The following is a 24054-nucleotide window of genomic DNA, read 5'->3' as shown; positions in this document are numbered from 1 at the left end:
TTCAAGTGATGATTAAAATGCCTGTAGGTAGCTTGACAAGCTGTATTTGGGGGATTTTTCAGCAAAGGCGTAAGGCTTTGTTTAAACATTGTTAAGAAAATCTTAAGAACTTCATTAAAACCCGTATATTAATCCGGGAGAATATTTTTTTTATGTAAATTGTGTGACATATAAAATTATTGAGCTATTCAAGCTGCTTAAGTGGCTTATCTTGTATACAATGTGCAGTTAAAATATTAAGAAAGAATGTGAATTTAATAGCAAATTAGAGGCTTAGAGACGTATATGTGAAAAAAATATCAAAGTGCTGTTTGACAAAAAAAAGCTGTGCCTTCAAAATAGAAGCTGTGGATAATAGTTGGTTTTATGTGTATTTCATATTAAGGATATAAAAAAACCGTATCTTACAATAATCATATATTTATTTGGTATAAAGTTTGAGTTGAGAGTATGGAGAGATGAAGTGCCGGAATATAGAGGCTGATGTGTTCGTTTAAAAAAGTTTGTTAAATATTAAACAATTATAACATTAGGGGGATCAGAATGGAAAAAGTCAGAGAGGTTTTGTCCAGATATGGAAATCAAAAAGAAAGCCTTATACAGATTATGCTTGAGCTGCAGCAGCTTTCAGGTAATAATTATCTTCCCGCAGAGTGGGTGGCCGCCGTGTCGGAGGCATTGCAAATGCCTCTTAGCAAGGTTTACGGAGTAATAACCTTTTATGCAATGTTCAATACCTCACCCAAGGGCAAATTTATTGTTGAGGTCTGTAAGAGCGGGCCGTGCCACGTTTCAGGCGCGGAAAATGTGCTTTGTATGCTGGAGGAGGAACTGGGGATAAAGGCGGGAGAGACTACCTGCGACGGCATCTTTACTTTGCAGCTGTCGAGCTGCTTTGGGGCATGCGACATTGCTCCGGCTATTAAAGTTGGTGAGAGCGTTTACGGCAATCTGACCAGGGAAAAGCTTAAGGACATAATTGTTTCCTACAGGGAGGGGCTTAAATATGCAAAGTGCTAAGGTTTTAAGTGCAAGGTTCGGAGCTATAAAGCCTGACTCGGTGGAGGAATATGTCGCCGCAGGGGGCTATGAGGGCTTAAAAAAAGCTGTGGGTATGCAGCCAGAGGACATAATTGAAGAAATAAAGAAGGCAAACCTGTTTGGAAGGGGAGGGGCGGCTTACCCCACGGGAATAAAGTGGGAGCAGGCGTATGCTATAAAAAAAGGCCCAAAGTATATGGTCTGCAACGCCGATGAGGGCGAGCCGGGAACGTTTAAAGATAAGCATATACTTGCGGAGGACCCGTTAGAGCTGATTGAGGGCATGACTATAGGCGCATTTATAATGGGTTCAAATGAGGGATATATTTATATAAGAGGAGAATATGCCGCTATACAGAGGACTGTTAAAAGTGCAATTGAAAATGCTAAAAAGGCTGGATATCTTGGGGAAAACATACTTGGCACAGGTCTGGATTTCGATATTAAGGTGATATCGGGGGCGGGTGCGTATGTATGCGGAGAAAATACTGCCCTTGTGGAGTCGATTGAGGGAAAGACGGGAAGGCCAAGGCAAAAGCCCCCATATATTAAAAACTGCGGGCTGTATATGATGCCCACAATACTTAACAATGTAGAGACATATTCATGCATACCGTGGATTGTTAAAGAAGGCGGAGACAGCTTCAGTTCTATGGGTACTGAATTCAGCGGAGGTACAAAGCTTATGTGCCTTTCAGGCAATGTGGCAAACAGGGGAGTTTACGAGGTGCCTTTTGGAACAACCTTAAGAGAACTTATATATGACATGGGAGGGGGAATTCCTGACGGAAGAAAGCTGAAGTTTGTTCATCTTGGGGGTTCCTCGGGAGCATGTTTCCCCGAAAGCTTGCTGGATACCGCAATATGCTATAACACTCTTAAGAAAAGCGGGCTTTCGCTCGGATCAGGAGCTGTGCTGGTGGTGGATGACAGCCACTGTGCGGTGGACTATGCAAAAATTGTTATGGAGTTTTTTGAGGAGGAATCCTGCGGAAAGTGTACTCCGTGCAGAGAAGGAAACCAGAGATTGGTTGAGCTGCTCGAAAGGCTGACCACAGGTAAGGGAACATTGGATGATATAGAAAGGCTTAAAAGCCTTTCGCAGACAATGAAAACAACAAGCTTCTGCGGCTTGGGGCAAAGCGCGCCGACAGCAGTTATTACACTTCTTAAGTATTTTGAAGAGGAATTTAAGGCGCATGCTGCCGGACAGTGTGAAAACGGGAAGTGCAATATGCACGGCAAGGGGGCGGAGTAAGTATGGAAATGATAAATATTAAAATAGATGGACTTGATGTTTCGGTGCCTAAGAGCGCGACAATATTGCAGGCTGCCAGACAGCTTCAGATAGAGATTCCAACGCTGTGCTACATGAAGGGGCTTAATGAGGTGGGCTCCTGCAGGATATGCGTGGTAGAGGTAGAGGGCTGGAGAGGACTTCATCCCGCATGTGTTACAAAGGTTTCAGAAGGGCTGTCGGTAAAAACGTCAAGCAGCACTGTGAGGGAGTCCAGAAAAAACATATTGGAGCTTATCATGGCCAATCATGACAGGGAATGTCTGTCATGTCCCAGAAATCAAAATTGCGAACTGCAGAAGCTTTGCAATGAAATGGGAGTGGAGGCTGTGCCTTATGAGAAAAGGGCAGACAGAGGTACGATTGATAAAAGCAGCTATATAGTGAGGGACCCGGGGAAATGTGTGCTTTGCGGAAGGTGTGCCGCCGTATGCTCCGATATACAAAATGTAGGAGTTATAAACTATGCTCACAGAGGCGCACATACGTCAGTAACCACACCATATGGAGACAGCCTTTCGGAGCACTCCTGTATTAATTGCGGACAGTGTATAAAAATCTGTCCTGTAGGAGCTCTTCAGGAAAGGGACGATACCGGCAAGGTGTGGAATGCTGTTGAAGACAATGAGCTCCATGTGGTTGTGCAGACGGCTCCCGCGGTAAGGGTAGCTTTGGGCGAGGAATTTGGAATGCAGCCGGGAACCGATGTTGAGGGCAAGATGGTGACGGCTCTTAAAAGATTGGGCTTTGACAGGGTGTTTGACACAAACTTCAGTGCGGATCTTACAATAATGGAGGAGGGCACCGAGCTGCTTAACAGGCTTAACAACGGAGGTAGGCTTCCTCTTATAACCTCATGCTCTCCCGGATGGATAAAATTCTGCGAGCACAACTACCATGATTTCATAGACAATCTTTCAAGCTGCAAATCTCCTCAGCAGATGTTTGGTGCCGTTGCCAAGTCCTATTATGCTCACAAGGCAGGCATTGATGCTAAGAAGGTTTTTGTTGTCTCAGTCATGCCGTGTACGGCAAAAAAATTCGAGGCAGACAGGGAAGAGCTGAAGGTGGATGGATTGAGAGATGTGGATGCCGTAATTACAACAAGAGAATTGGCTAAAATGATAAAGCAATCGGGAATACAATTTGCCGAGCTTCCCGACAGCGGCTTTGACAGCCTTATGGGTGTCTCCACGGGAGCGGGCGCAATATTCGGCAACACAGGAGGAGTAATGGAGGCCGCTCTTCGTACCGTTGCGGACCTGCTTACCGCCAAAGATCTAAATGACATTGAATACACATCAGTCCGGGGTATGGAGGGCATACGGGAGGCAAATGTTGTTATAAACGGCATGGATTTAAGAGTAGCCGTTGTAAACGGGACTGCAAATGCCTCAAAGCTTTTGGATAAAATAAGATCCGGAGAGGCGGCATATCATTTCATAGAGGTTATGGCCTGTCCGGGAGGATGTGTAAATGGAGGCGGCCAGCCTATAATAATGGATAAGTCGGCTGCCGAAGAGGTAAAGAGGATGAGAATTGAAGGGATATACGGCATAGACAGAGACCGGGAATTGAGAAAGTCTCATAAAAACCCTGAGATTAAGGAAATGTATGAGGAGTATATGGATAATCCAGGAAGTCATAAAGCCCACCAGCTTCTGCACACCCATTATGTAAAAAGATAACGGCCTTTTTAAAATATGTTAACCAAAAAGCCGGATTTAAAGGAGGCTCTGCAAAGCTCCCAAATCCGGCTCTTTTTTTATTATATATGTAGGGATAAAGATTTTACATGGAGGATATAAATTGCTGGAAGAAATTTTTTTGACCCGTAAGGAATACATCTAAGAAAAGTGCCTGATGACATACCCGTGAGACATTTCCCCGCAAGGCGTCTTTTCGTTGCTATTAAAAATTTCTGTAAGCAATTATATCATCCATGTTTGTAAAATCTTTATCGCGTCCTATAATATATACTTACGCGATCTTTTCCTTCATAACATCAATAAAGATTCTTACTATTATAGGATCAAACTGTGTTCCCGCATTTTTCTCAAGCTCTCTGAAGGCCTGCTCCGCTGTCATGCTTCTGCTGTAGGGACGCTCTGAAAGCATCGCGTCAAAGGAATCCGCCACACACAGTATTCTTGCCCCAAGGCTTATGTCCTTGCCTGCAAGACCGTCGGGATATCCCTTCCCGTCGAATCTCTCATGATGATGTCTTACATATTCAATAAGCTGATCCATGCCCTCTAAAGGCTCCAGCATATTTGCGCTGTATACCGGGTGCTTTCGTATAAGCTCAAACTCCTCATCAGTTAAGCGGCCTACCTTGTTAAGTATTGATCTGGGTATCTCAATTTTACCTATGTCGTGAAGAAGCCCCGCATACTGCAGTATGCTTATATCCTTAAAGCCTAAACACAGCTTGTTGCCTATCATTACAGCATAGGAGGACACGCGCTCCGAATGCGCAAGGGTGTACTTGTCCTTAGCCGATATAATGCTTAATAAGGTTTTAAAAACGCCTATAAGCTGCTGGTGATCCGAGCTTATACTCTTACGGAGCTGGAGAATTATGTCCTGATAAAAATGAACCTTATCCTTTCCAAGGTTTTTTGCATGGTAAAGAGCCATGTCGGCATGGGATATGAGATCGTTCTTGCTGCCGGACATATTGGGGTATTCGGACAGCCCCATGGACAGAGTTACTTTAGCGCTTATTTCACTTTTACAGTGAATGGTTCTTTGAGAATACATTTCTTTAATGTAATGTGCGGTGGATTCTATCTCCTTTATATTTGCATCGGGCAATATAACGGCGAATTCATCGCCTCCATATCTGCATACAAAGAACTTATTTTTAAAGAGAGAATCCAAAAGTACAGCCGTTTCCTTTAATATATTGTCTCCGCAGTCATGTCCGTAGACATCGTTAAAGGTTTTGAAATTGTCAATATCAACAAGAATAAGGCCGATAGAACCCTTGCTTTTCTGAACTCTGGCAATTTCCTTGTCTAAAAGTGAATGAAAGTGCCTCTGATTGTAAACGTTAGTTAGTTCATCCGTTATTGCCAATCTTTGCAAAGTTTTTTTATGAGCACTTTCCTTGCCAACCAGAATTGCAACTATGCTTGTGGATATAATGGTAAAAACCTTTACGGTTATACCTATAAGCAGGTTTGAACTGCGAGTGTTTGAGTATAAAACTACAAGCATTGTTATGTCGATGAGATTAAAAATAACTGCTGCAAAAAAGCCTGAATAGCTGAAACGAAAACAAAGATATATGGCTGTGAAGGATTGCATTTGAGCAATTATGCCGTTCATATTCTCAGGGAATATATACTGCCGCTGTATAATAGCAAGCACCCAATACAAAGTTACGCAAAGACTAAACTCAAATTTTTTGTATGTAGTGCCCAGGTAATTGCTGTTTAATTCTTTTATTGACAACCTTATCTGGATTAACTTTTGTTTTAAGCCAGACATTATTTAGCTTCACCTCGATCCTCAATATATTCAATTTATTAATATTCTACATTTATTTGGAAAATCCTTTAAAAACATTATAAATTTTAAATATGTACCATATATATACAAAAAATGTAAAATATAATAAAAATATATCAGTAGTATCTTTTGTTGCACCTATAATGAGAACAAAGATGGAATGACGAGGTGCCAAGGCCTGCTCACACCAGCTTGAGTGTAATTTTTTATTCAATAATTGCTTAATAGAAAGAAACTATAGCATATATTATATACCAATATCTGGACTGAGTCAATGATAAGAAATGATTTCATTTGAAAATTATTTTTATAATATTAATTTAGAATAGGCATTTAATTTTTGATTAGATGGGGAGGGTTAGCGGAGGAATCTTGGGGACGGATTCTTATGCTTCCGTAGCGCAGCGTAGGACTGAAAGGAAAGCAGAAGAACCGTACCCCATGATGCCGTAACGGTGGCAAGCTGCAATTTTCCAAACAATTTTAGGGTTTTCACACAGTCTGACGCCTACGGGAGCGGAACGCCACGGTGGGCGTTCCCTACCAATCGTTATGCGCCTTATCTGTCTATACTAATTCTCTCCTGTAATTCCAGAAGTCTTTGCTTTATCGAGGGTGAGGTGTGTCTGAATATGGCAAACTGAATTGCTTCCATAGCCTCCCTGTGCATTCCCGATTTGCTCAAGGCATCTGCAAAGCAGTACCAGTTAAGAGCTTCGGAGGGATACGCCCTGATTTTTCGCATATAATACGGAACCACTCTTTGGTGATAATAAGAGGCGTGATTTTTGGAGGGGCTAAGTGACATACCGTCCCATTGCATAAGCTCGATGTCATAATCCCCTTCATTCAGCTTGTTCCATATTGCCAATTGTGCTTTTGCAGAGGGAAGCGTGCTTTTTTGGGGCTCTATTACTTCAATCCTGCTGTAGCTGCTGGCGAAAAGCTCCCTTACCTTGCCCTCATCAAAGGAGTATGCATGAAGACTTCCAAGGTCTTTGTCCATTTTGAAGCCTACAAGCATTTGCTTGCCGGTACTCCCTGTAACATGGGCAAAATTCATAAAATTTATAGATTTGTGTCCCGGAAAAGAAATTTCATCTGCTCTGAACCACTCATGCTCCGATTTTTTCAGTACCAGTAATCTTACAGCATCATCGAGTCTGTATGGAATAATAAGCTCATTTCTTGAATCTCCGTCTATATCTGCGAGATGAAATTTACCGACACCAAATGGGTATGCAGGTGTTAAAATCTGCGCGTTTTTATGAATGAATCTTTTGGCAAGGCTGCTGTAATCTTCCTTAACGGGTCTTTGCATAATTCTTGAGACAGATGCGGATAAATTTTTAAAAAGGCTGTGAAGCGAGCTGGGCAAAGCTGACATGTCCATACTCAATGGCATGGGACGGGAAGTATTGCGGCCTCTGCCCTTAAAGCCAAAAGCACCCTCAATAAGCTTGGGCGAAAGTATGCTCCCGGTCAATGCAAGTCCGGCAAGTTTTAAGGGTATAATCATTAAAAATTCTCCTTATGTAAGTATTCTTTTGATATTATATGCAATATAATGAAAAAGGTTAAAAAAATATAACATATTATAATTTAACAAGTGATATGAAATTATAATTAAGGGGTGTAGCTCGCCGTGAAAATTTCTAAAGGCTTGCTTGTCGGAATTTTGCTATACCTGTAAAATACTCCTTATACAATGTTAAATTTTTTACATTTATTTAATGAGACTCCATAAGGTGATATAATTTTTAACATAAAAGGGCCGAATTTATAAACAAATACGTTAAAAGGGGCACATGCTTATGCACAAAAACGGATATGAAGTAATCGCAGCTATTGATGTGGGTTCAAATGCAATAAGAATGTCAATAGCTCAGGTAGATGCCCGGGGAAATGTAAAAACTCTTGAAGACCTTTATAAGCCCACAGGTATTGGAAGGGATACGTTTGCAACAGGGAGAATACAAGCAGCTTCGCTTCATGACCTGTGCGATACCCTTGTCGGCTTTTCCAGGGTAATGAAGCAATATAAGGTAAGACATTATAAGGCTGTAAGCACAAGCGGAATACGTGAAGCCGAAAATAAGGAATACGTGCTTGAGCAGATAAGGGTAACGTCAGGCCTTGAGGTCAGGGGGATAAACAACACTGAAGCGCGGTTTTTTATGTACAAGGCTATAAGAGAACTGATAAATAAAGCCAAAACCGACAGCCATAGCGGAACACTGATAGTGGATATAGGCTCGGGCGGGGTCGAAATGTCTGCATACAGCAGGGGCAATCTTAAATTCACGGAATACATAAAGGTGGGCTCCTTAAGGCTGAGTGAAATTCTTGCCGGCCTTGAAGCTAAGACCCTTGACTTCCCTCAGGTTATGGAGGAGTTTATTGATAGCAAAATATCCTTTTTTACTCCCTTGCTGTCACAGGCGAGAATAAAAAGCTTTATTGGCTTAGGAGGCGGCTTAAGAACTATAATAGAGATGTGCAGGGCCTTCGACAGTAGTGCGGGGCAGAATTTTGTAAAAAGCGACACCCTAAAGAGGCTGTATTTAAAAATATGCGGTATGACAACCTCTCAAATAGCAAAAGAGTTCAAGCTGGCACAAAACGATGCCGAGGTGCTCATGTCGTCCGTTATTTTATTTCACAATTTTCTGAATATGACTGATGCTGAAGGGATTTATGCTCCCATGTCTTCCTTAAGGCATGGACTCCTGGTGGATATGGTTGACGAACTGCTGGATACGCCGGGGAGGCATGAGGCTATTGGGGATATTATCAGCTCGGTGTGGTATATAGGGGAAAAATACTTTATAGATGAGGAGCATTGCAGGTATATTGAAAAGCATTCCACCTCTATTTTTGACCAGATGGGTAAAATTCACAGGCTTGGGCAAAGAGAGAGGCTGTACCTGCAGGTTGCGTCCATACTTCATGATATAGGCAAATATATAAATCCAAACAGCCATGATGTGCATTCATATAATATAATACGCTTTCAGGACATATTAGGGCTTTCGGAGAGGGAGCTGGATATTATAGCAAACATTGCGAGGTATCACAGCCATGAGATACCCAGTCAGACGCATGAAAATTATAGAATGCTAGAGAGCGGAGACGGAATTATAGTGTCAAAGCTGGCTGCCATATTAAGGGTGGCCGAAGCATTGGATATATCACATAAAAGAAAGGTAAAAGGAATAGAGCTTCAGGTGTGGGAAAGGACAATTAATTTTAACATATGGGCCTCTGAGGACATGCTTCTGGAGGAATGGAATTTTACGGGGAATGCAGCCTTTTTTGAAGAGGTTATGGGCTACAGGCCGGTTTTGAAGCAAAGGAGAGTGCAATTATGAACAGCGGCAGGGATAAGGACTGCAAAAATTTTTTTAACCGTGAGCTAAGCTGGCTTGAGTTTAATAAGAGGGTTCTGCTTGAGGCAAGCGACGGCAATAATAGCAACCCAATACTGGAGAGAATGAAGTTTTTAGCAATTTCCAGCTCAAATCTGGATGAATTTTTCATGGTGAGAGTGGCGTCGCTGTATGACAAGATTCATGCGGGATTTTCCGAACCAGATCCGGCCGGAATGACTCCTGCCGAGCAAATAGAAAGTATAGTGGTGCAAACGCAAAGGATGGTGCAAAGCCAGTACGGCTACTATACAAAAACGCTTGTGCCCAGGCTTAAAAAGGAAGGGATTGTTTTTTTAAAGAGAAAGGAGCTGGATCAGCAGCAGAAGGATTACCTTCAAAAGCTCTATAAAAATACCATATATCCCGTTCTGACTCCTGTGGTGGTTGACAAAAGCCGGCCGTTTCCGCTTGTTGTGAACAAGAGCGTAAATATCGCTCTTCTTTTAAAGGACGAGGAATCGGAGGGGAAGGAGGGGGTTACATTTGGCATGGTGCAGGTACCATCCGTTCTGGACAGGCTGGTGAGAGTTCCATCCTCGGGTGGAAAGGATTGCTTTGTTTTCCTTGAGGATATAATAAAAATGAACATAGACACCCTTTTTACCGGACATAGGGTTGTTACAATGGCGTGCTGCAGGGTAACCAGAAATACCGATCAGGGCCTCGATGAGGAGGAGGCCGAGGATCTTCTTCAGGCGATACAGGAATTTATAAAAAAAAGGAAATGGGGCTTGGTCATAAGACTGGAAATAGAGCAAGGAATGGATCCCGGGCTGCTTACCATACTGAAGGAGGAGTTTGAGCTGTCCGACAAGAACATATATGAAGTAAAGGGACCCTTGGACCTTACCTTCCTTATGAAAATAAGTATGCTTTCAGGGTATGATCACTTGCGCTACCCAGCTTACCAGCCTCAGCCCGTAAAGGAGCTTATTGATAGTGAGGACATATTTGATGCCATAAGGCAGAAGGATATACTTCTTCACCACCCTTTTACATCCTTTGATTCTGTTATTGATTTTGTAAAGCAGGCGGCAAATGATCCCAAGGTGCTGGCTATAAAGCAGACGCTGTACAGGGTAAGCGGGAATTCACCTATTGTGGAGGCTCTTGCGCAGGCTGCTGAAAACGGCAAGCAGGTTACCGTTTTAGTTGAGCTCAAGGCCCGCTTTGACGAGCAGAACAATATTATATGGGCTAAGAGACTTGAAATGGCGGGCTGTCATGTAATCTACGGGCTTGTGGGCCTGAAAACCCATTGCAAAATACTTCTTGTGGTGAGGATGGAGGATGACGGAATAAAAAGATATGTTCACTTAGGTACAGGGAATTATAATGATACCACCGCAAGGCTTTACACCGACATAGGTCTTTTTACCTCCAACCCGTATTTCGGGGCTGATGCATCGGCTGTTTTCAACAGGCTTTCGGGCTATTCCAGGCTTACGGGAATGTATAAGCTCGATGTCGCCCCTATGACTCTGCGCGGCAGGTTTACCTCTTTAATAAGGGCGGAGGCGGAACATGCCAGAAATGGAAGCAAGGCCAGAATAATTGCAAAAATAAATTCTCTTGTAGATGAAAAGATTATAAATGAGCTGTATAAGGCATCAAAGGCAGGGGTAAAAATCGACCTCATAGTAAGAGGAATATGCTGCCTTAAGCCGGGTATAAAGGGTCTTAGTGAAAACATAAGGGTAAGGAGCATTGTGGGAAGATTTCTTGAGCACAGCAGGATTTTTTACTTCTCTAACAATGGAAACGGGCAGATGTTCTTATCCAGTGCGGATTGGATGACCAGAAATCTTGACAGAAGAATAGAGATTCTTTTTCCTGTTGAGGATGAGGGGATATTTAGTGAAATAAAAAAAATACTGGATATATATTTAAGGGATAATGTCAAGGCAAGGGTTCTGGACAGGGAGGGAGGCTACTCTAAGGTTCAAAGGCGCGGAAAGGAAATTATAAGCAGTCAGGAGTACTTTTGCAGGGAGGCGGTAAGCCTGTCTCAGGCAGCGGTGTCTGAAAAGGAAAGGCTTTTGGAAATATAATTGGAAATATAATACCGAAGGCTGCTGCAAAACAAGTACCAGGTTATGTTTTGCAGCGGCCTTTTCCCCTGATTTTGCGTGCTTGATGCTATTGCCGGAGGAGCGGCGCCTTTAAGCTTCTGCTTTTGCATTCTCCAAAAAATAGTTTTGCTCCTGCTCATCGATATACGTGTCAACCAGCCGGTAGCCTTTTTTTTGAAGCTCCGCTATCCTCAAGGTACATTCCATAATTGAAGAGAGATCCTGAATGTCTACTGCCAGTCTTATCTGTTCACTGAATTTTCTGCCGTTTGATAAACCCTTCATAAAAATACAACACCTCCGCAAAATAAGCTTATAAATATTTTGACTTTATTACAAAACAGCTTTTATAGGAAGAACATTTGTTTTCAAAAGAATTATATCAAACATGCGTTCTCGTGTAAAGGGTTTTTTTATGCCGCATATTTATATATAATATAGAAAGATATAGAAAGATCGCAGGGTTATAATATAAACTGGATTGACTATTGGATATAATTCGTTTAAACTGTATTTTAATGAATATAAATATAATTTAAGTGAAGTTAAGCTTATGATATATGAAGAAATGCGGGGTGAGAAGAATGGAGGCTGCATACTCAAGGATAAAATATTTTGAGAGTATTCCGTCAACTCCCAAAAAAAATATGATTTTAACCAGAATAGGCTATAAAAAGGGAGTGACAGAGCTGGATGAGCATTATATGAAAATGCTTGAGGATGGAATAAGGCTTGGAGAAGCCTTGTGCAAGCCTATGGGGGCGTATACCCGTGTGCCTGTACAGTACAGGGATGAGCTTTGTGTGAGGCTTGAAGGGGGCATTGAGCTGCAAAGCGGCAGCCTTTCCAAGCTGCTTTGCAGCAGCGGGGAGGTTGTTTTGATGGGTGCCACGGTGGGAAAAGAGGTATGTGACAGAATTGAATATGAGATGGCAAATAACAATGCCGCAATGGCGGTTATAATAGATTCTGTTGCCTCGCAGACAGCGGACTCATGCCTGGACTGGATGGTTCATTTTTTAAATTCGGCGCTTGCAAGGGAAGGCATAAAGCTCACCAGGCACCGCTACAGTCCCGGCTATGGGGATCTGGCTCTTTTGTACCAGAAGGAGCTTTTCAATGCGCTGCGCCTTGAGAGGCTGGATATGTCTATAACGGAAAAGTATATGCTTGTGCCTGAAAAGTCGGTAATCGCAATTGCGGGAATTGAGGGAAGGGGATTTGAGAATGGATAGAGGGCTGTTTTGCGAAAATACCTCCCGAAAGGTTTTTCTTCTTGACGGAGCCACGGGAACGGAGCTGCAAAAGAGGGGAATGCCTGCGGGGGTTTGTCCTGAGCTGTGGGCCATAGAAAACCCCAAGGCTCTTATGGGGATTCAGGAGGCTTATGCCGGGGCGGGCTCGGATATTATATACACCTGTACCTTCGGAGCAAACAGGATAAAGCTTGATGAGTTCGGCTTAGGAGACAGGACTGTTGAAATGAATAAAAGGCTTGCCCAGATATCAAGGCAGGCGGCGGGAGGGAAATGCCTCGTTGCGGGTGATCTGGCATCTACCGGGAGGTTTTTAAGGCCGCTGGGAGATATGGCTTTTGAAGAGTGCGTTAATGTATATAAGGAGCAGGTTAAGGGGCTGCTTGAGGGCGGAGTTGATATGTTTGTTATAGAGACAATGCTGGATATACAGGAGGCAAGGGCTGCTCTTATAGCGGTAAAGGAGAGCTGTGAGCTGCCTGTATGTGTCAGCATGAGCTTTGACGAAAGCAAAAGAACACTTACGGGGACAGACCCCGTTACCGCCCTCATTACCCTTCAGAGCCTGGGTGCCGACGCTGTAGGCTGCAATTGCTCCACCGGTCCTCGGCTGATGCTGGAGATTATATCAATGATGAAGCCTTATGCAAGAATACCTTTAATGGCGAAGCCAAATGCGGGCTTGCCGAGGCTTGTTGACGGCAGTACTGTTTTTGACATGGGTGCGGAGGAATTCGGAACATACGCCGAAGACTTTATAAAGGCGGGGGTAAGCTTATTGGGGGGGTGCTGTGGGACATCCCCTGAATATATAAAAGAGCTGCACCACAAATGCAGCGGTTTAAAGCCCATGCCTGTGGATTGCAAGCCTTACAGCGCCTTGACCTCCTCTTCAAAAACCGCATTCTTAGGTGCGGGCCTGCCTGTAGCCGTTGTTGGAGAGCGCATCAACCCCACAGGGAAAAAGAAGCTTAAGGAAGAGCTTCGGCAGGGCTTAACGGGCGAGGTAAGGCGTTTGGCTGCCGAGCAGATAGAAAACGGGGCCCATGTGCTTGATGTAAATGTGGGTATGCCCGGAATTGACGAGAAGGAAACAATGGTAAAGCTTATAGAGCTTTTGACGGGCATGGCGGGGCTGCCTCTGTGTCTTGACTCATCTTCTCCCGAGGTGCTTGAGGCGGCGCTGAGGGTTTATCCGGGAAGAGCTCTGGTAAATTCAATATCTCTGGAAAAGGTAAAGCTGGAAAGGCTTCTGCCTGTGGCTGCCAAGTATGGAGCGATGTTTATACTTCTGCCTTTGAGCGATGACGGTGTTCCTGAATGCAGTGAGGAAAGGTGCGGGATAGTTGAAGAGGTATTCAGGGAGGCCGTAAGGTACGGATACCGGAAGGAGGATATTGTAGTTGACGGACTTGTTATGACTGTATCCTCAAACCAGCAGGCGGCTATGGAGACTCTTAAGGTCATTGAATGGTGCAGCAGGGATTTTGGCTGTGCTACCATTGTGGGGCTGTCAAACGTGTCCTTCGGACTGCCTGAAAGAGGCTGGGTTAATACCGCATTTCTTGCCATGGCCATAGACCGCGGCTTGACTATGACTATAGCAAATCCTTCAAGCGAGGTGCTCATGAGCATAAAAATGGCCTGCGATGTTCTGACCATGAGGGATGCAAACAGTATGGGCTATATTTCACATTTTACAAGCCGGACGGGAGAGGCTGTTCCCCTAAAGACCGAAAAGGACGACAGAACGTTGGAGCGCAAAATATACGATTCTGTGCTTAAAGGGAATAAGGAGGAAGCCGTCGAACTGGTTAATACCGCAATACGGCAGAATATGCCCGCCTCCGGGATAGTGAACGACTGTCTTATTCCTGCCATTAATGAGGTGGGGGTTCTTTTCGAACAAAAAAAATATTTTCTTCCGCAGTTAATTCAGAGTGCCGAGGCAATGAAGGCAGGGTTCGATTGTGTTGAGCCTCTTTTGATACAAGGCGGGGAGGGAGAGACAGCCGGAGGAACAGCTATTGTGCTTGCCACCGTAAAGGGAGACATACATGACATAGGAAAAAATATCGTGGGCCTTATGCTTAAAAATTACGGCTTTAAAATATACGATATGGGAAAGGACGTAAGCGCGCAAAGGATAATTTCTGAGGCCAAAAGGACGGGAGCAAAAATTATAGGGCTTTCTGCCCTTATGACTACTACAATGGTTGAAATGAGAGAGGTAATAAGGCTTGCTAAGGAAGAGAGGCTTGATTGCAGGTTTATGATAGGGGGAGCCGTTGTGGATGAAGACTACGCAAGGGAAATAGGAGCCGACGGATATTCTAAGGATGCCTATGACGCAGTCAAGCTTGCGAAAAGGCTTGCACAGCGATAAAAGGCAATAAAAATTCTTGTTTCGTAAGAATTATTATAATATAATTATAATAATTTGGTAAATAAATTTATTATATGTCGGTGAAGGTTTGGTATACAGTGGTGTATATTAAAGCTCAGAGCACGAAGTCTCTTGGAATATTGTTTTTTTATTAAAATACAATTTTTCCGGGAGGCTTTATTTTTAAAATCAAAAATCATATGAGGAAGGCGGGAGGGGAATGAGCGATATAGTTGCAGTATTGGTGGGGAAAGACGGGGAGACGGTGTCTTTTCTTGAAAAGGGTGTTGTAAGGCTATACAGAAGGGAAACGGAAGGATGGCAGCTAATAAGGGAGCTTCCTTATTCGGCGGAACCGGATAAGGGCATGAAGCATATGAGGGATTTGCTCCACAGGCTGGTTGAATTAATTGACGGAGCTAAGGCGGTTGTGGGCAGAGAGGTGGCAGGTATATCCTTCAATGTATTCGACAGCGCCGGACTCAGCATAATAGAAGCACCGGGCAAGCCCCTTGATTTTTTGGAGCGTGTATGGGAGATACTGAACAGCGAAGAAGGGGAGGAAGAGGGAATGAGCGATACTGAGAGTGCGGAGGATATCCCTGAGAGTCCTGTGCCTGACGGGAAAGAGGGGAGATTCTATCTCGATCTTAAAAAGCTCCAGTTGCATAAGCCGGAAATTACTTCAAAAAAAGCCTTGCTGCCTTTCTTAAAAAATGAAACCTTTTATGAGCTTGTTGTTATATGCGCGCATGTTCCGCCCTGGTTCGACAGACAATTTGGAGATATGGGACTGAAGTATAATTTTGCAAAAAAGGGTGAGGATGAGGTATGTGTTACCATATACCATGATGTGTGCAGAGATTAGTGCCCTGCAATGCAAAAAAATAAAATTATAGAAAAAATATATATATTTTACAACGAACCAAAATGTGTTATAGTAAAAATATGGATTGTCCGCGTAAAAAGAAAGAAGGGAGGGTGTGTTGTATAAAGAAGAATCAAAAACATAACTGTAATTTTATGTAAAAAGTTAAAAAGGAGATGTATGTTAAATGGTAAGTGTACAAAAAAAGAGGATTATTGGAGTGCTTTTTATTGTGGCGGTACTGCTTTTGGCAGTGATAGTGCCTGCAGGTGCTGCGCCTTTGTATGGGGACTGCAACGATGACGGACAGGTCAACTCCACCGACTTTTCATTGTTTAAGAGGTATTTGCTGGAAACGGAAAATACATACCAGAGCCACATGGATCTTAATACTGATAATAAAGTAAATTCGATAGACTTCAGCATTATGAAGCAATACCTGCTGGGCATAATAGAATCCCTGCCCTATGGAGGCACAAATCCGCCGGAGCCGGGTGTGCTTCTGGTAGGACGCTTTGACACCAGTGACCCCGCAGGAGCAAGGTCTGCATGGAGCGGCAGCAGCATTAAAGCCAATTTCAAAGGCACTGGAATTAGTGCAACCATACGCTCTATGGGTGACAACTGGTTCAATGTAATAATAGACGGTACCGTTAAAGCCCCAATAAATGTGACTGCGGGAAGCTCGGCACCAATTACTCTTGCCTCCGGGCTGACGAATGGAAACCACAGTGTAGAGCTGGTGAGGAGGACAGAGGCATGGGTGGGTGACACGCAATTTCTGGGCTTCACCGTCACCGGCGGAAGCCTTCTGGCACCTCCGGCACCGTCTGAAAGGCGCATAGAATTTATAGGCGATTCCATTACCTGCGGCTATGGAAACGAGGGTGAAAGCCAGTACCAATCCTTTACTACAAAAAATGAAAATGCTTACATGGCTTACGGTGCTATAACGGCAAGGCTCTTAGAGGCAGATCCCGTTACCGTGTGCTGGTCGGGCAAGGGTGTAGTGAGGAACTACGGGGGTGACACGGCAGGGGATTTAATGCCTGCACTTTATCCGCAGATACTGCCTTATGACAAAAACAAGCTATGGGATTCAAGTAAGTGGATTCCTCAGGTAGTGGTTATAAATTTGGGCACCAATGACTTCAGTACGGGGTCTCCCAATAAGTCATCCTTTACAGCCGCATATTCAAGCTTTGTAGACAGAATACGCAGCCAGTATCCCAATGCCCATATATACTGTGCAATCGGGCCAATGCTGTCCGGCAATGCGCTGTCAGATGTCAGAGATTATTTAAACACTGTTGTAGCGCAGAAAAGCTCGTCGGGTGATCAGAGGATCCACTATATAGAGTTCCCTGTACAGGAGTGGGCAAACGGCTATGGTGAGGACTGGCACCCCAGCATAAAAACGCACCAGCTTATGGCGGAGCAGCTTGCCGCACAGATACGCAAGGATTTGGGCTGGTAAGAGGACTTAAAGGCTTTGAACGGTAAAAACACTGCTTTTAATAAGAAAGACGCTTGCGTTAGCTCGCCGGCGTCTTTCTTTATGCTTATACAGGCGGATTTGCCTGTTTTTCGTTGTGCTTTGAAGCTTTTAGAAGCTTAAACCGCTTACATACTAATACATAAATAGGAAATGATTTGACACATGTAATATTATGGAGTATATTCTAAACAATAACCTGCAAAATATTAGTTTATTTTAAAATATTAAATAAAAAGTGACACTATACTTACGTAAAGAAAGGTAGACTATATAGTTTAGGCTTTTGCATATCGGATAACGGAGGATGTAAAATAATATCCTACAGAATAATTTCTACTCTAACTATAAAAGCATGTATATCTGTAGAAGGCGCTTGTGATTTTAGTTAGCTTAAATTATATTCCGGTCACGCATTCCGGGGAAATTATTCCTTCGGAAATTATTTTACATTCTTTTTAGATAGTTTGTATCCTAATTTATATAAGATGTTGAATTACTATCCAAAGGAGTCTATCATATGAAGAAATTTAATAAAAATTTTATGGTAGTAATTTTAATTATTGCAGCGGTGACAAGTGGCTGTACAAACAGCGGAACAGGTTCGCTCAGTGAAACCGACGAAAAAGAAATGAAAATGTACGTAGAATCATGGGATCAGAGAATCCCGAGCGCGCTAAATGAGTTTAATACTGGCAGCCCGGTAAAAATCAGTCCCATCTGGCTTTCTGATGAAAAGGATTACGAGCAATACAGGCAGAAAATTACTGCCTCCATTTTATCCGGTGACGGCCCCGACATTATTCTTGATAAGCCAAGCAGAATACCGGGGCTATGGAAGATTGTCGAAAATAATGCTTTTTATGACCTTGATATACTGATAAAAGAGGATAAGGAATTTAATTTGTCCGACTACAACAAGAGTATTTTAGATTGCGGTATAATCAATGGAAAGAGATACCTGATGCCTTTATATTTCAGCCTTCCCCTTATATGGTCGCCTAAAAGTACATTGGCAAATAATCAACTGAAATACAACTTAAATCCTACCTGGGACTATATGAAGGAGCTGGCCGAGAGCTGCGGTGAACAAAAAAAATATTTGATTGGCGGTTCGTTTAGCTTCACAAGCCTTATAAAAAACTATTGGCCCGTATTTATAGATCTGGTTAATAAACGGGTCAACTTTGATTCTCCCGAATTTATCAGGCTTTTGGAAGTATACAGGCAAATCTGCCCTGCGATATGCCCGGATGAGGAGCTAAAGCCGCCTGATTTCTGGTACAGGCTTTTTAGGGATGGACAATTGTATTTTTTTAATGGACAATCACTGGTGTCCTTAAATAATCTATGGGAAGAAAATAGTGCTGTAAGAAATTTTTTCGACTCTGAAATATGCATATTTTCTTATCCGGCTATTGAAGGCCAGCAGGGCATAACTGCTGAAGCCTGTGAATTTGTTGGTATTAATCAGACTACAGACTTTAAAAATGAGGCCTTTAAATTTATAAAGCTCCTTATGTCGGAAAAATATCAGAACTATGGAGCAGGAGTAAACACTTTCTGGGCACCTATTAATAAGAAGGCATATGAGCAGATAAAAAAAGAATGCACAGGTAAGGAAGCAAGTGGCAAAAGAATGAGTTATTATCTGGCAGACGGACAAAAAGAGTATATATCTGTTGCTATACCGGAAGAATTAATAAAGAAAATGGACAGCTACATAGACAGTATAAGTGAATGTATATTTATTGATACGAATATACTGGATTTCATAGACCAGGAGGTACAGGCATATATTGCGGGAAAACAGGATGCACGCCAGACGGCAAAGGCCATAGATAATAAGGTCAGGCTGTATATGGATGAGTAGGAGGAAGGGTGAAAGAATGGTTAATATTGAAGAGGCTTTTGCGGGAGATAAAAAGAGAAAGCATATGGGACTTAAGTCAAAGCAGTCTGTCGCTGGCTTTATATTTGCTCTCCCAAGCCTTGCTGGCTTTGCCGTGTTTTTTGCCGTGCCTTTTGTAATCAGCCTTTACTACTGCTTTACAGAAGATATCGCGGGGATTCGGTTTGTGGGCCTGAAGAATTTTAACGATCTTTTGCACAGCGGTTGATTTATTCTTGCGTTTAAGAATACGCTTGTGTTTAATGCGATAGCTGTGCCTCTTATAGTTATTTTCTCATTTTCATTTGCACTGCTTTTAAACAGACAAATTAAAGGACTGGCTTTTTTCAGGAGCTTTTTTATACTGCCTCTTGTAATACCCGTTGCTTCCGTCATACTGGTATGGAATATAATGTTTAATGAGTATGGAGTTGTGAACGGCATTCTTTCAAATTTTAATTTGCAGCCGGTGGACTGGCTAAGGAGCGACTGGTCAATGGCGGTTCTTATTATACTGTACCTGTGGAAAAACTGCGGCTATAATATGATACTGTTTGCGGCAGGCTTAAACAGCATTCCAAAGGAATATTATGAATCTGCACGCATTGACGGGGCGGGATGGTATACCTGCCTCAGTAAAATTACAATTCCCTTCCTGATTCCGACAGGCTTTTTTGTGGTGATGATATCCGTCATAAATTCCTTTAAGATATTCAGAGAGGCTTATTTGCTGGCAGGGAGCTATCCCAGCCTCAGAATATATATGCTTCAGCATTTTATGAATAACAATTTTTTTAATTTATCCTATCAGAGGCTTACTACGGCGGCATTCATTATGTCTGTGGGAATAGCGCTTCTGGTGCTTGTACTGTTTAAAATTGAGGCCAGATTCGGGAGGAATATATAATATGAGGAGGCGCATTATTAAATATTTTGTGCTTGTATGTATTTCGGCAAGCTTTCTGTTCCCTGTGCTCTACATGGTTACCAATTCCCTTATGTCAAGTGCTGAGGTGGAAAAATCCTACAGTGCAATTGCCGACAGCAGCAAGCTCAAGGAGGGAGAGTCTTTTAACATCGGATTTAAGCTTATACCCGAGAGGGTAAGCCTGTACCAGTACTACAACGCTCTTTTAAGAAAACCAAGGTTTCTTATGATGTTCTGGAATTCCGTTATTGTGACGCTTCCCATAATGGCAGGGCAGATGGCCGTTTCAGCCCTGGCTGCCTATGCCTTCAGCAAGCTGGGCTTTCCCTTTAGCAAAAGGATTTTTTTCATCTATATAATAGTAATGATGATGCCGTTTCAGGTGACTCTGGTTCCAAACTATATAATTCTTAAAAAGCTTAGCCTGTTGGAAACATATTCGGCAGTTATTCTGCCGGGGGTGTTTTCAACCTTCGGTGTCTTTCTGCTCAGACAGTTTATGATGTCCGTACCGGATGAGTACTGTGAGGCTGCTAAAATTGACGGAGCGGGATATTTGAGGACCTTTACCCGGGTGCTGCTGCCTCAATGCAAGGGCGGAGCGGCATCGCTTGCGATATTGGTGTTTATAGACAACTGGAATATGGTTGAGCAGCCCCTTGTTTTTTTAAAGGATGAGTCCATGTATCCTCTTTCTATTTTCCTTTCAAGGATAAACGGTGGGGAAATAGGCATAGCCTTTGCCTGTGGAGTATTTTATATGACTCCCGCACTTTTGATATTTTTGTATGGAGAGAATTACTTTATAGAGGGGATAGAATTATCGGGCATAAAGTAGGCCGCTTCTTGGCTTAAACTATACGGGATGGAATTTTGATAGTATTTTAAGGGATGGGATATATAATGGCGGATTTGCAAACAGCCGGGAAGTCCGGCGTGAGAAAAAGAATTATAAGAAATACGGGGCTGGCTTTTATTGCAGTTACCTTGCTCCTTACGTTTTTTTCAAAAACAATAAATAACCTACTGCTGCCGGAGGTTGAATATACCGTTATAAGGTCAGGCAAGCTGACACAGGAAATCAATTCAAAAGGAGAGGTATGCCCGTTAAATATAGAGAATATAAGCTGCTACGGTAATTGGGAAATCCTTGATGTGAGAGTGGGGGAGAGAGATGAGTTTTTAGAGGGAGATGTGCTTGCGGTTATAGATACGGGAGATATTTCTCTGGAAATAAAGAAAAGCGAATTAGCCCTGCTTAAAATGGAAAATGAGCTGGAGAGATATAAAAACGGGTTTCAGCCCATAGACTTAGAGGAGTACGCTCAAGACGCCGAGGTGGCGTTAAAGGCTGTCGGGCAGGCAAAAAAAGCCTTGGCCGCTGAGGAAAGCCTGTATGACGGGGGAGCTGTGCCTCTTGAAAGCGTGAATAATGCCAGAGACAGCCTTGATAGTGCTGAAAGAAAGTATGCAGATAAGAAAAAGCTTCTTGCGCGAAAACAGACTGAGAGGCAAAGGCTGGAGGACGATTATAGCCGTACCGTTAAGGAAAAGGCCGCTGAAATAGAGCTTTACAGTCTGGAGCTTGAGGAGAAAAAGAAAAATTCTCCTGAGGATGGGCTGCTAAGAGCCCCTTTCGATGGTGTTGTAAAAGCTGCTTTTATTCAAAAGGGAGCTTCATTTGTCGGAGGACAGGTGCTTTTTGAGACGGTTAAAAGGGAAGAGGGGCTTTGTGTTAAATGGACACTTGGCTTACCTGCCGCAGAAGAGGTTGATAAAAACGACGCCGTAATATTTACTGAGGCGGACGGTAAAAAAAACAGCTTTAAAGGGACAGTAAATGAGAAGAAATTTATCCGCGGAGAGAGCAGATATGAATTTGTCGGCCATATAAAGGAAGCGGAGGGTGAGCTTGAAATAGGGCAAAAGCTTGATGTTTCGATTGTAAAATCAAGTGTGTCTTATCCTATGCTTATACCCAACAGCAGCGTGATAAGAGAGAACGGAAAGGATTATATGTTTATTGTTAAGGAGAGAGAGGGAGTATTGGGAAAGGAAAATTACGTGGAGAGGTACGAGGTTGAAGTACTGGATACCGATGCTTTTAATAGTGCAATAACGTCTATTGAAGCGATTACCGGCAATGACAAAATAGTTTCCTTCAGCAGCAAGGCATTGTCCGATAAAATACAGGTCAAATTGGGGTGAGGGCTTTTGAGTACGGGTAAAGCGGGGCGTTATGCCTCCATCAGGCTTGCTTTTATGCTGTCGTGCATGTTCTTTCTGGTGATTTCTATGCATAACATTGCATCCGGCTTTAGAGGTATCAGCAAAAACAACTATACAGAGAGAATCGAAATAAATATAAAAAATAAGTTTATAGAGCAGCAAAATCTGATGGACTATGGCGATATGCTGGTATTAAAAAGATATTTTTCATCGGGTAAGGTTTCATATATGAATGAGATCGACGCGTCGGCAGGATACCGAGCAGCCCTTTTACCTGTTAAGGTGGTGCTTGCGGGAGAGGATCTTGAGCTCTTTTCAGGGACCGAAATGATAAGAGGGGCTTTTTTGGGAAGAGCCCAGCACAGATATGGCCGTAAGGCTGCAATAATAAGTGAGAAGCTTGCAGAGAAGCTTTTTACAACGTACAATGTCATTGGAAATGATATAATGATTGGGGAAGAAAAATATAAAATAACAGGGGTTTACCGCAGCAGCCATTCACTTCTTTCCTTTATGAGCTCGGATGGAGCAGAGAGAATATATGTGCCTTTTGAGAGTATGCCGGAGAGCAATTCGCTTGGAATAGACACTGTTTTTATTAAGGATAAAAGTTTGGAGCAGCACTTTAAGGAAAGCAAGACGCTGAATATACTGAGAGAAAAGACCGGAGCTGATTTGACGGCATACAGAATTACCGACTTTTATGCAGGGTGCGCTTTTTTGGAGCAGCCGCTGAGGGTATTCGTTTTTTTCATAGCCATGCTTGTCATATTTATGCTGACGGTATATTTTATACGCTGCGTAATATTTTTCAGCGATTACCTCAAAGGCTGCATGAAAAACAAATACTTTTTTGAAATGCTCATAATGGAGAAGGCGCGCATTGCTTTATTTTTAGCGGCCTTGTCAGCTATACCTGCACTTATGGGACTTGTGCTTTGGCTGGCGGCATTTGAGCTGATGATTCCCTATCAATACATTCCTTATGACAATATATTTGATCTGGGCTTTTATTTGGAAAAGCTAATTCAGCATGTACATTCTTCCAACCAATTACAGGGATATATACCTACGCTTCTTGAAATGCACAGTAAGAATGCTGCATTAATAATAAATCTTTTGTCTGTTTTTTTAGCTGCTGTTTTCATATTAACCGTTTTTGAAATAAGGATGTATAAGTCCTGCATAAAATTCCCGGCAGGCCTGCTCCCCCTGCTGCTTTCATGTGCCGCCTCCGTGGCGGTATCCTTTTTGGTGTGTATGGCCTGCGGGCTTAAGTATTCACTTCCCGTTAAAAGCCTTGCTGTTGTGATGGCATTTCTTCTATTTGCATTAAAGCATGACAAGGGTTTCAATTTTAAAGCATTACTAAAATTAACAGCCCCTGTGTAATGTTAACTAAGGTTACATAATATCAGAACAAAACCCTGCGAAATTTATCAAATAAACAGAACATATTCCATATAATCAAGGATATTGGTCTTTTTTAGGATATAGGTATAAAGTCCTAAATGCTTGGTATAAAAGAGATTCGACTTTTGCTATCTATAAAATGGAATTAAACCTTTCTATTGACAAAATCCAAAATTCTGTGTATACTTGTGTTAACAAAAAATGCTATTATATATATAATTAAAAAGTAAT

General features: G+C 42.7%; 18 protein-coding genes. 15 read left to right on the top strand and 3 right to left on the bottom strand.

What is annotated here, in order from left to right:
- Positions 1–543 precede the first annotated feature (543 nt).
- Genes DFR58_RS13215 through DFR58_RS13205 form a run of 3 tightly spaced genes read left to right on the top strand, consistent with a single transcriptional unit; the run spans position 544 to position 4026 of the window.
- Positions 544–1020 (top strand): NADH-quinone oxidoreductase subunit NuoE family protein, encoded by a 477-nt coding sequence (locus tag DFR58_RS13215; RefSeq protein ID WP_114298331.1) that lies wholly within the window; start codon positions 544–546, stop codon positions 1018–1020.
- On the top strand, positions 1007–2299 hold the full coding sequence (locus DFR58_RS13210; RefSeq protein ID WP_114298330.1) for a complex I 51 kDa subunit family protein: 1293 nt from the start codon (positions 1007–1009) through the stop codon (positions 2297–2299). Before DFR58_RS13215 ends, DFR58_RS13210 begins: the two co-directional genes overlap by 14 nt.
- 2 nt (positions 2300–2301) lie before the next feature.
- The gene (locus DFR58_RS13205; RefSeq protein ID WP_114298329.1) at positions 2302–4026 is read left to right on the top strand and encodes an NADH-dependent [FeFe] hydrogenase, group A6; all 1725 of its coding nucleotides are present in this window, start codon (positions 2302–2304) and stop codon (positions 4024–4026) included.
- A 292-nt stretch (positions 4027–4318) separates the two neighbouring features.
- Here DFR58_RS13205 and DFR58_RS13200 read toward each other — a convergent pair whose 3' ends face one another.
- The gene (locus DFR58_RS13200) at positions 4319–5671 is read right to left on the bottom strand and encodes a bifunctional diguanylate cyclase/phosphohydrolase (protein WP_242987628.1); all 1353 of its coding nucleotides are present in this window, start codon (positions 5669–5671) and stop codon (positions 4319–4321) included.
- A gap of 742 nt (positions 5672–6413) precedes the next feature.
- Positions 6414–7373 carry a hypothetical protein gene (locus DFR58_RS13195; RefSeq protein ID WP_114298327.1) on the bottom strand — a complete coding sequence of 320 codons (960 nt, stop codon included), beginning with the start codon at positions 7371–7373 and terminating at the stop codon, positions 6414–6416.
- 295 nt (positions 7374–7668) lie between these two features.
- Between DFR58_RS13195 and DFR58_RS13190 the strand changes: the two genes are divergently transcribed.
- Together DFR58_RS13190 and DFR58_RS13185 are read left to right on the top strand one after the other, a co-directional pair.
- Positions 7669–9225, top strand: coding sequence for a Ppx/GppA phosphatase family protein (locus DFR58_RS13190; RefSeq protein WP_114298326.1), 1557 nt, complete (start codon positions 7669–7671; stop codon positions 9223–9225).
- Positions 9222–11336: an RNA degradosome polyphosphate kinase gene (locus tag DFR58_RS13185; RefSeq protein WP_114298325.1), complete on the top strand. Its 2115-nt coding sequence runs from the start codon at positions 9222–9224 to the stop codon at positions 11334–11336. Before DFR58_RS13190 ends, DFR58_RS13185 begins: the two co-directional genes overlap by 4 nt.
- A gap of 111 nt (positions 11337–11447) precedes the next feature.
- Here the strand turns inward: DFR58_RS13185 and DFR58_RS13180 are convergent, their stop codons facing one another.
- Complete coding sequence (locus DFR58_RS13180) at positions 11448–11642, bottom strand: hypothetical protein (RefSeq protein WP_114298324.1); 195 nt, start codon at positions 11640–11642, stop codon at positions 11448–11450.
- A gap of 299 nt (positions 11643–11941) precedes the next feature.
- On the opposite strand from DFR58_RS13180, the gene DFR58_RS13175 reads away from it, so the two are divergent.
- From DFR58_RS13175 to DFR58_RS13135, 10 genes are all read left to right on the top strand, one after another.
- Positions 11942–12592, top strand: a complete 651-nt coding sequence (locus DFR58_RS13175) for a methionine synthase (RefSeq protein ID WP_114298323.1) — start codon at positions 11942–11944, stop codon at positions 12590–12592.
- Positions 12585–14999: a homocysteine S-methyltransferase family protein gene (locus tag DFR58_RS13170; protein ID WP_114298322.1), complete on the top strand. Its 2415-nt coding sequence runs from the start codon at positions 12585–12587 to the stop codon at positions 14997–14999. The genes DFR58_RS13175 and DFR58_RS13170 overlap by 8 nt, the downstream gene beginning before the upstream one ends.
- 220 nt (positions 15000–15219) lie before the next feature.
- Positions 15220–15867, top strand: a complete 648-nt coding sequence (anfO, locus tag DFR58_RS13165; RefSeq protein ID WP_114298321.1) for a Fe-only nitrogenase accessory protein AnfO — start codon at positions 15220–15222, stop codon at positions 15865–15867.
- A 187-nt stretch (positions 15868–16054) separates the two neighbouring features.
- The gene (locus DFR58_RS13160; protein ID WP_114298320.1) at positions 16055–17344 is read left to right on the top strand and encodes a GDSL-type esterase/lipase family protein; all 1290 of its coding nucleotides are present in this window, start codon (positions 16055–16057) and stop codon (positions 17342–17344) included.
- Between the two features lie 538 nt (positions 17345–17882).
- Positions 17883–19235: an ABC transporter substrate-binding protein gene (locus tag DFR58_RS13155; RefSeq protein WP_114298319.1), complete on the top strand. Its 1353-nt coding sequence runs from the start codon at positions 17883–17885 to the stop codon at positions 19233–19235.
- Between the two features lie 16 nt (positions 19236–19251).
- The gene (locus DFR58_RS22560) at positions 19252–19482 is read left to right on the top strand and encodes a hypothetical protein (protein ID WP_341457404.1); all 231 of its coding nucleotides are present in this window, start codon (positions 19252–19254) and stop codon (positions 19480–19482) included.
- Between the two features lie 27 nt (positions 19483–19509).
- On the top strand, positions 19510–20160 hold the full coding sequence (locus DFR58_RS13150) for a carbohydrate ABC transporter permease (protein ID WP_341457403.1): 651 nt from the start codon (positions 19510–19512) through the stop codon (positions 20158–20160).
- A 1-nt stretch (position 20161) separates the two neighbouring features.
- The gene (locus DFR58_RS13145) at positions 20162–21019 is read left to right on the top strand and encodes a carbohydrate ABC transporter permease (protein ID WP_114298318.1); all 858 of its coding nucleotides are present in this window, start codon (positions 20162–20164) and stop codon (positions 21017–21019) included.
- 65 nt (positions 21020–21084) lie between these two features.
- Complete coding sequence (locus DFR58_RS13140) at positions 21085–22389, top strand: efflux RND transporter periplasmic adaptor subunit (protein ID WP_114298317.1); 1305 nt, start codon at positions 21085–21087, stop codon at positions 22387–22389.
- A 6-nt stretch (positions 22390–22395) separates the two neighbouring features.
- Complete coding sequence (locus DFR58_RS13135; RefSeq protein WP_114298316.1) at positions 22396–23802, top strand: ABC transporter permease; 1407 nt, start codon at positions 22396–22398, stop codon at positions 23800–23802.
- Positions 23803–24054: the final 252 nt, after the last annotated feature.

This window comes from Anaerobacterium chartisolvens (assembly GCF_003337415.1).
GTDB lineage: Bacteria > Bacillota > Clostridia > Acetivibrionales > DSM-27016 > Anaerobacterium > Anaerobacterium chartisolvens.
The sequence above is the reverse complement of the archived record's forward strand: the minus strand, read 5'-3'. Positions and strand labels throughout refer to the sequence as shown.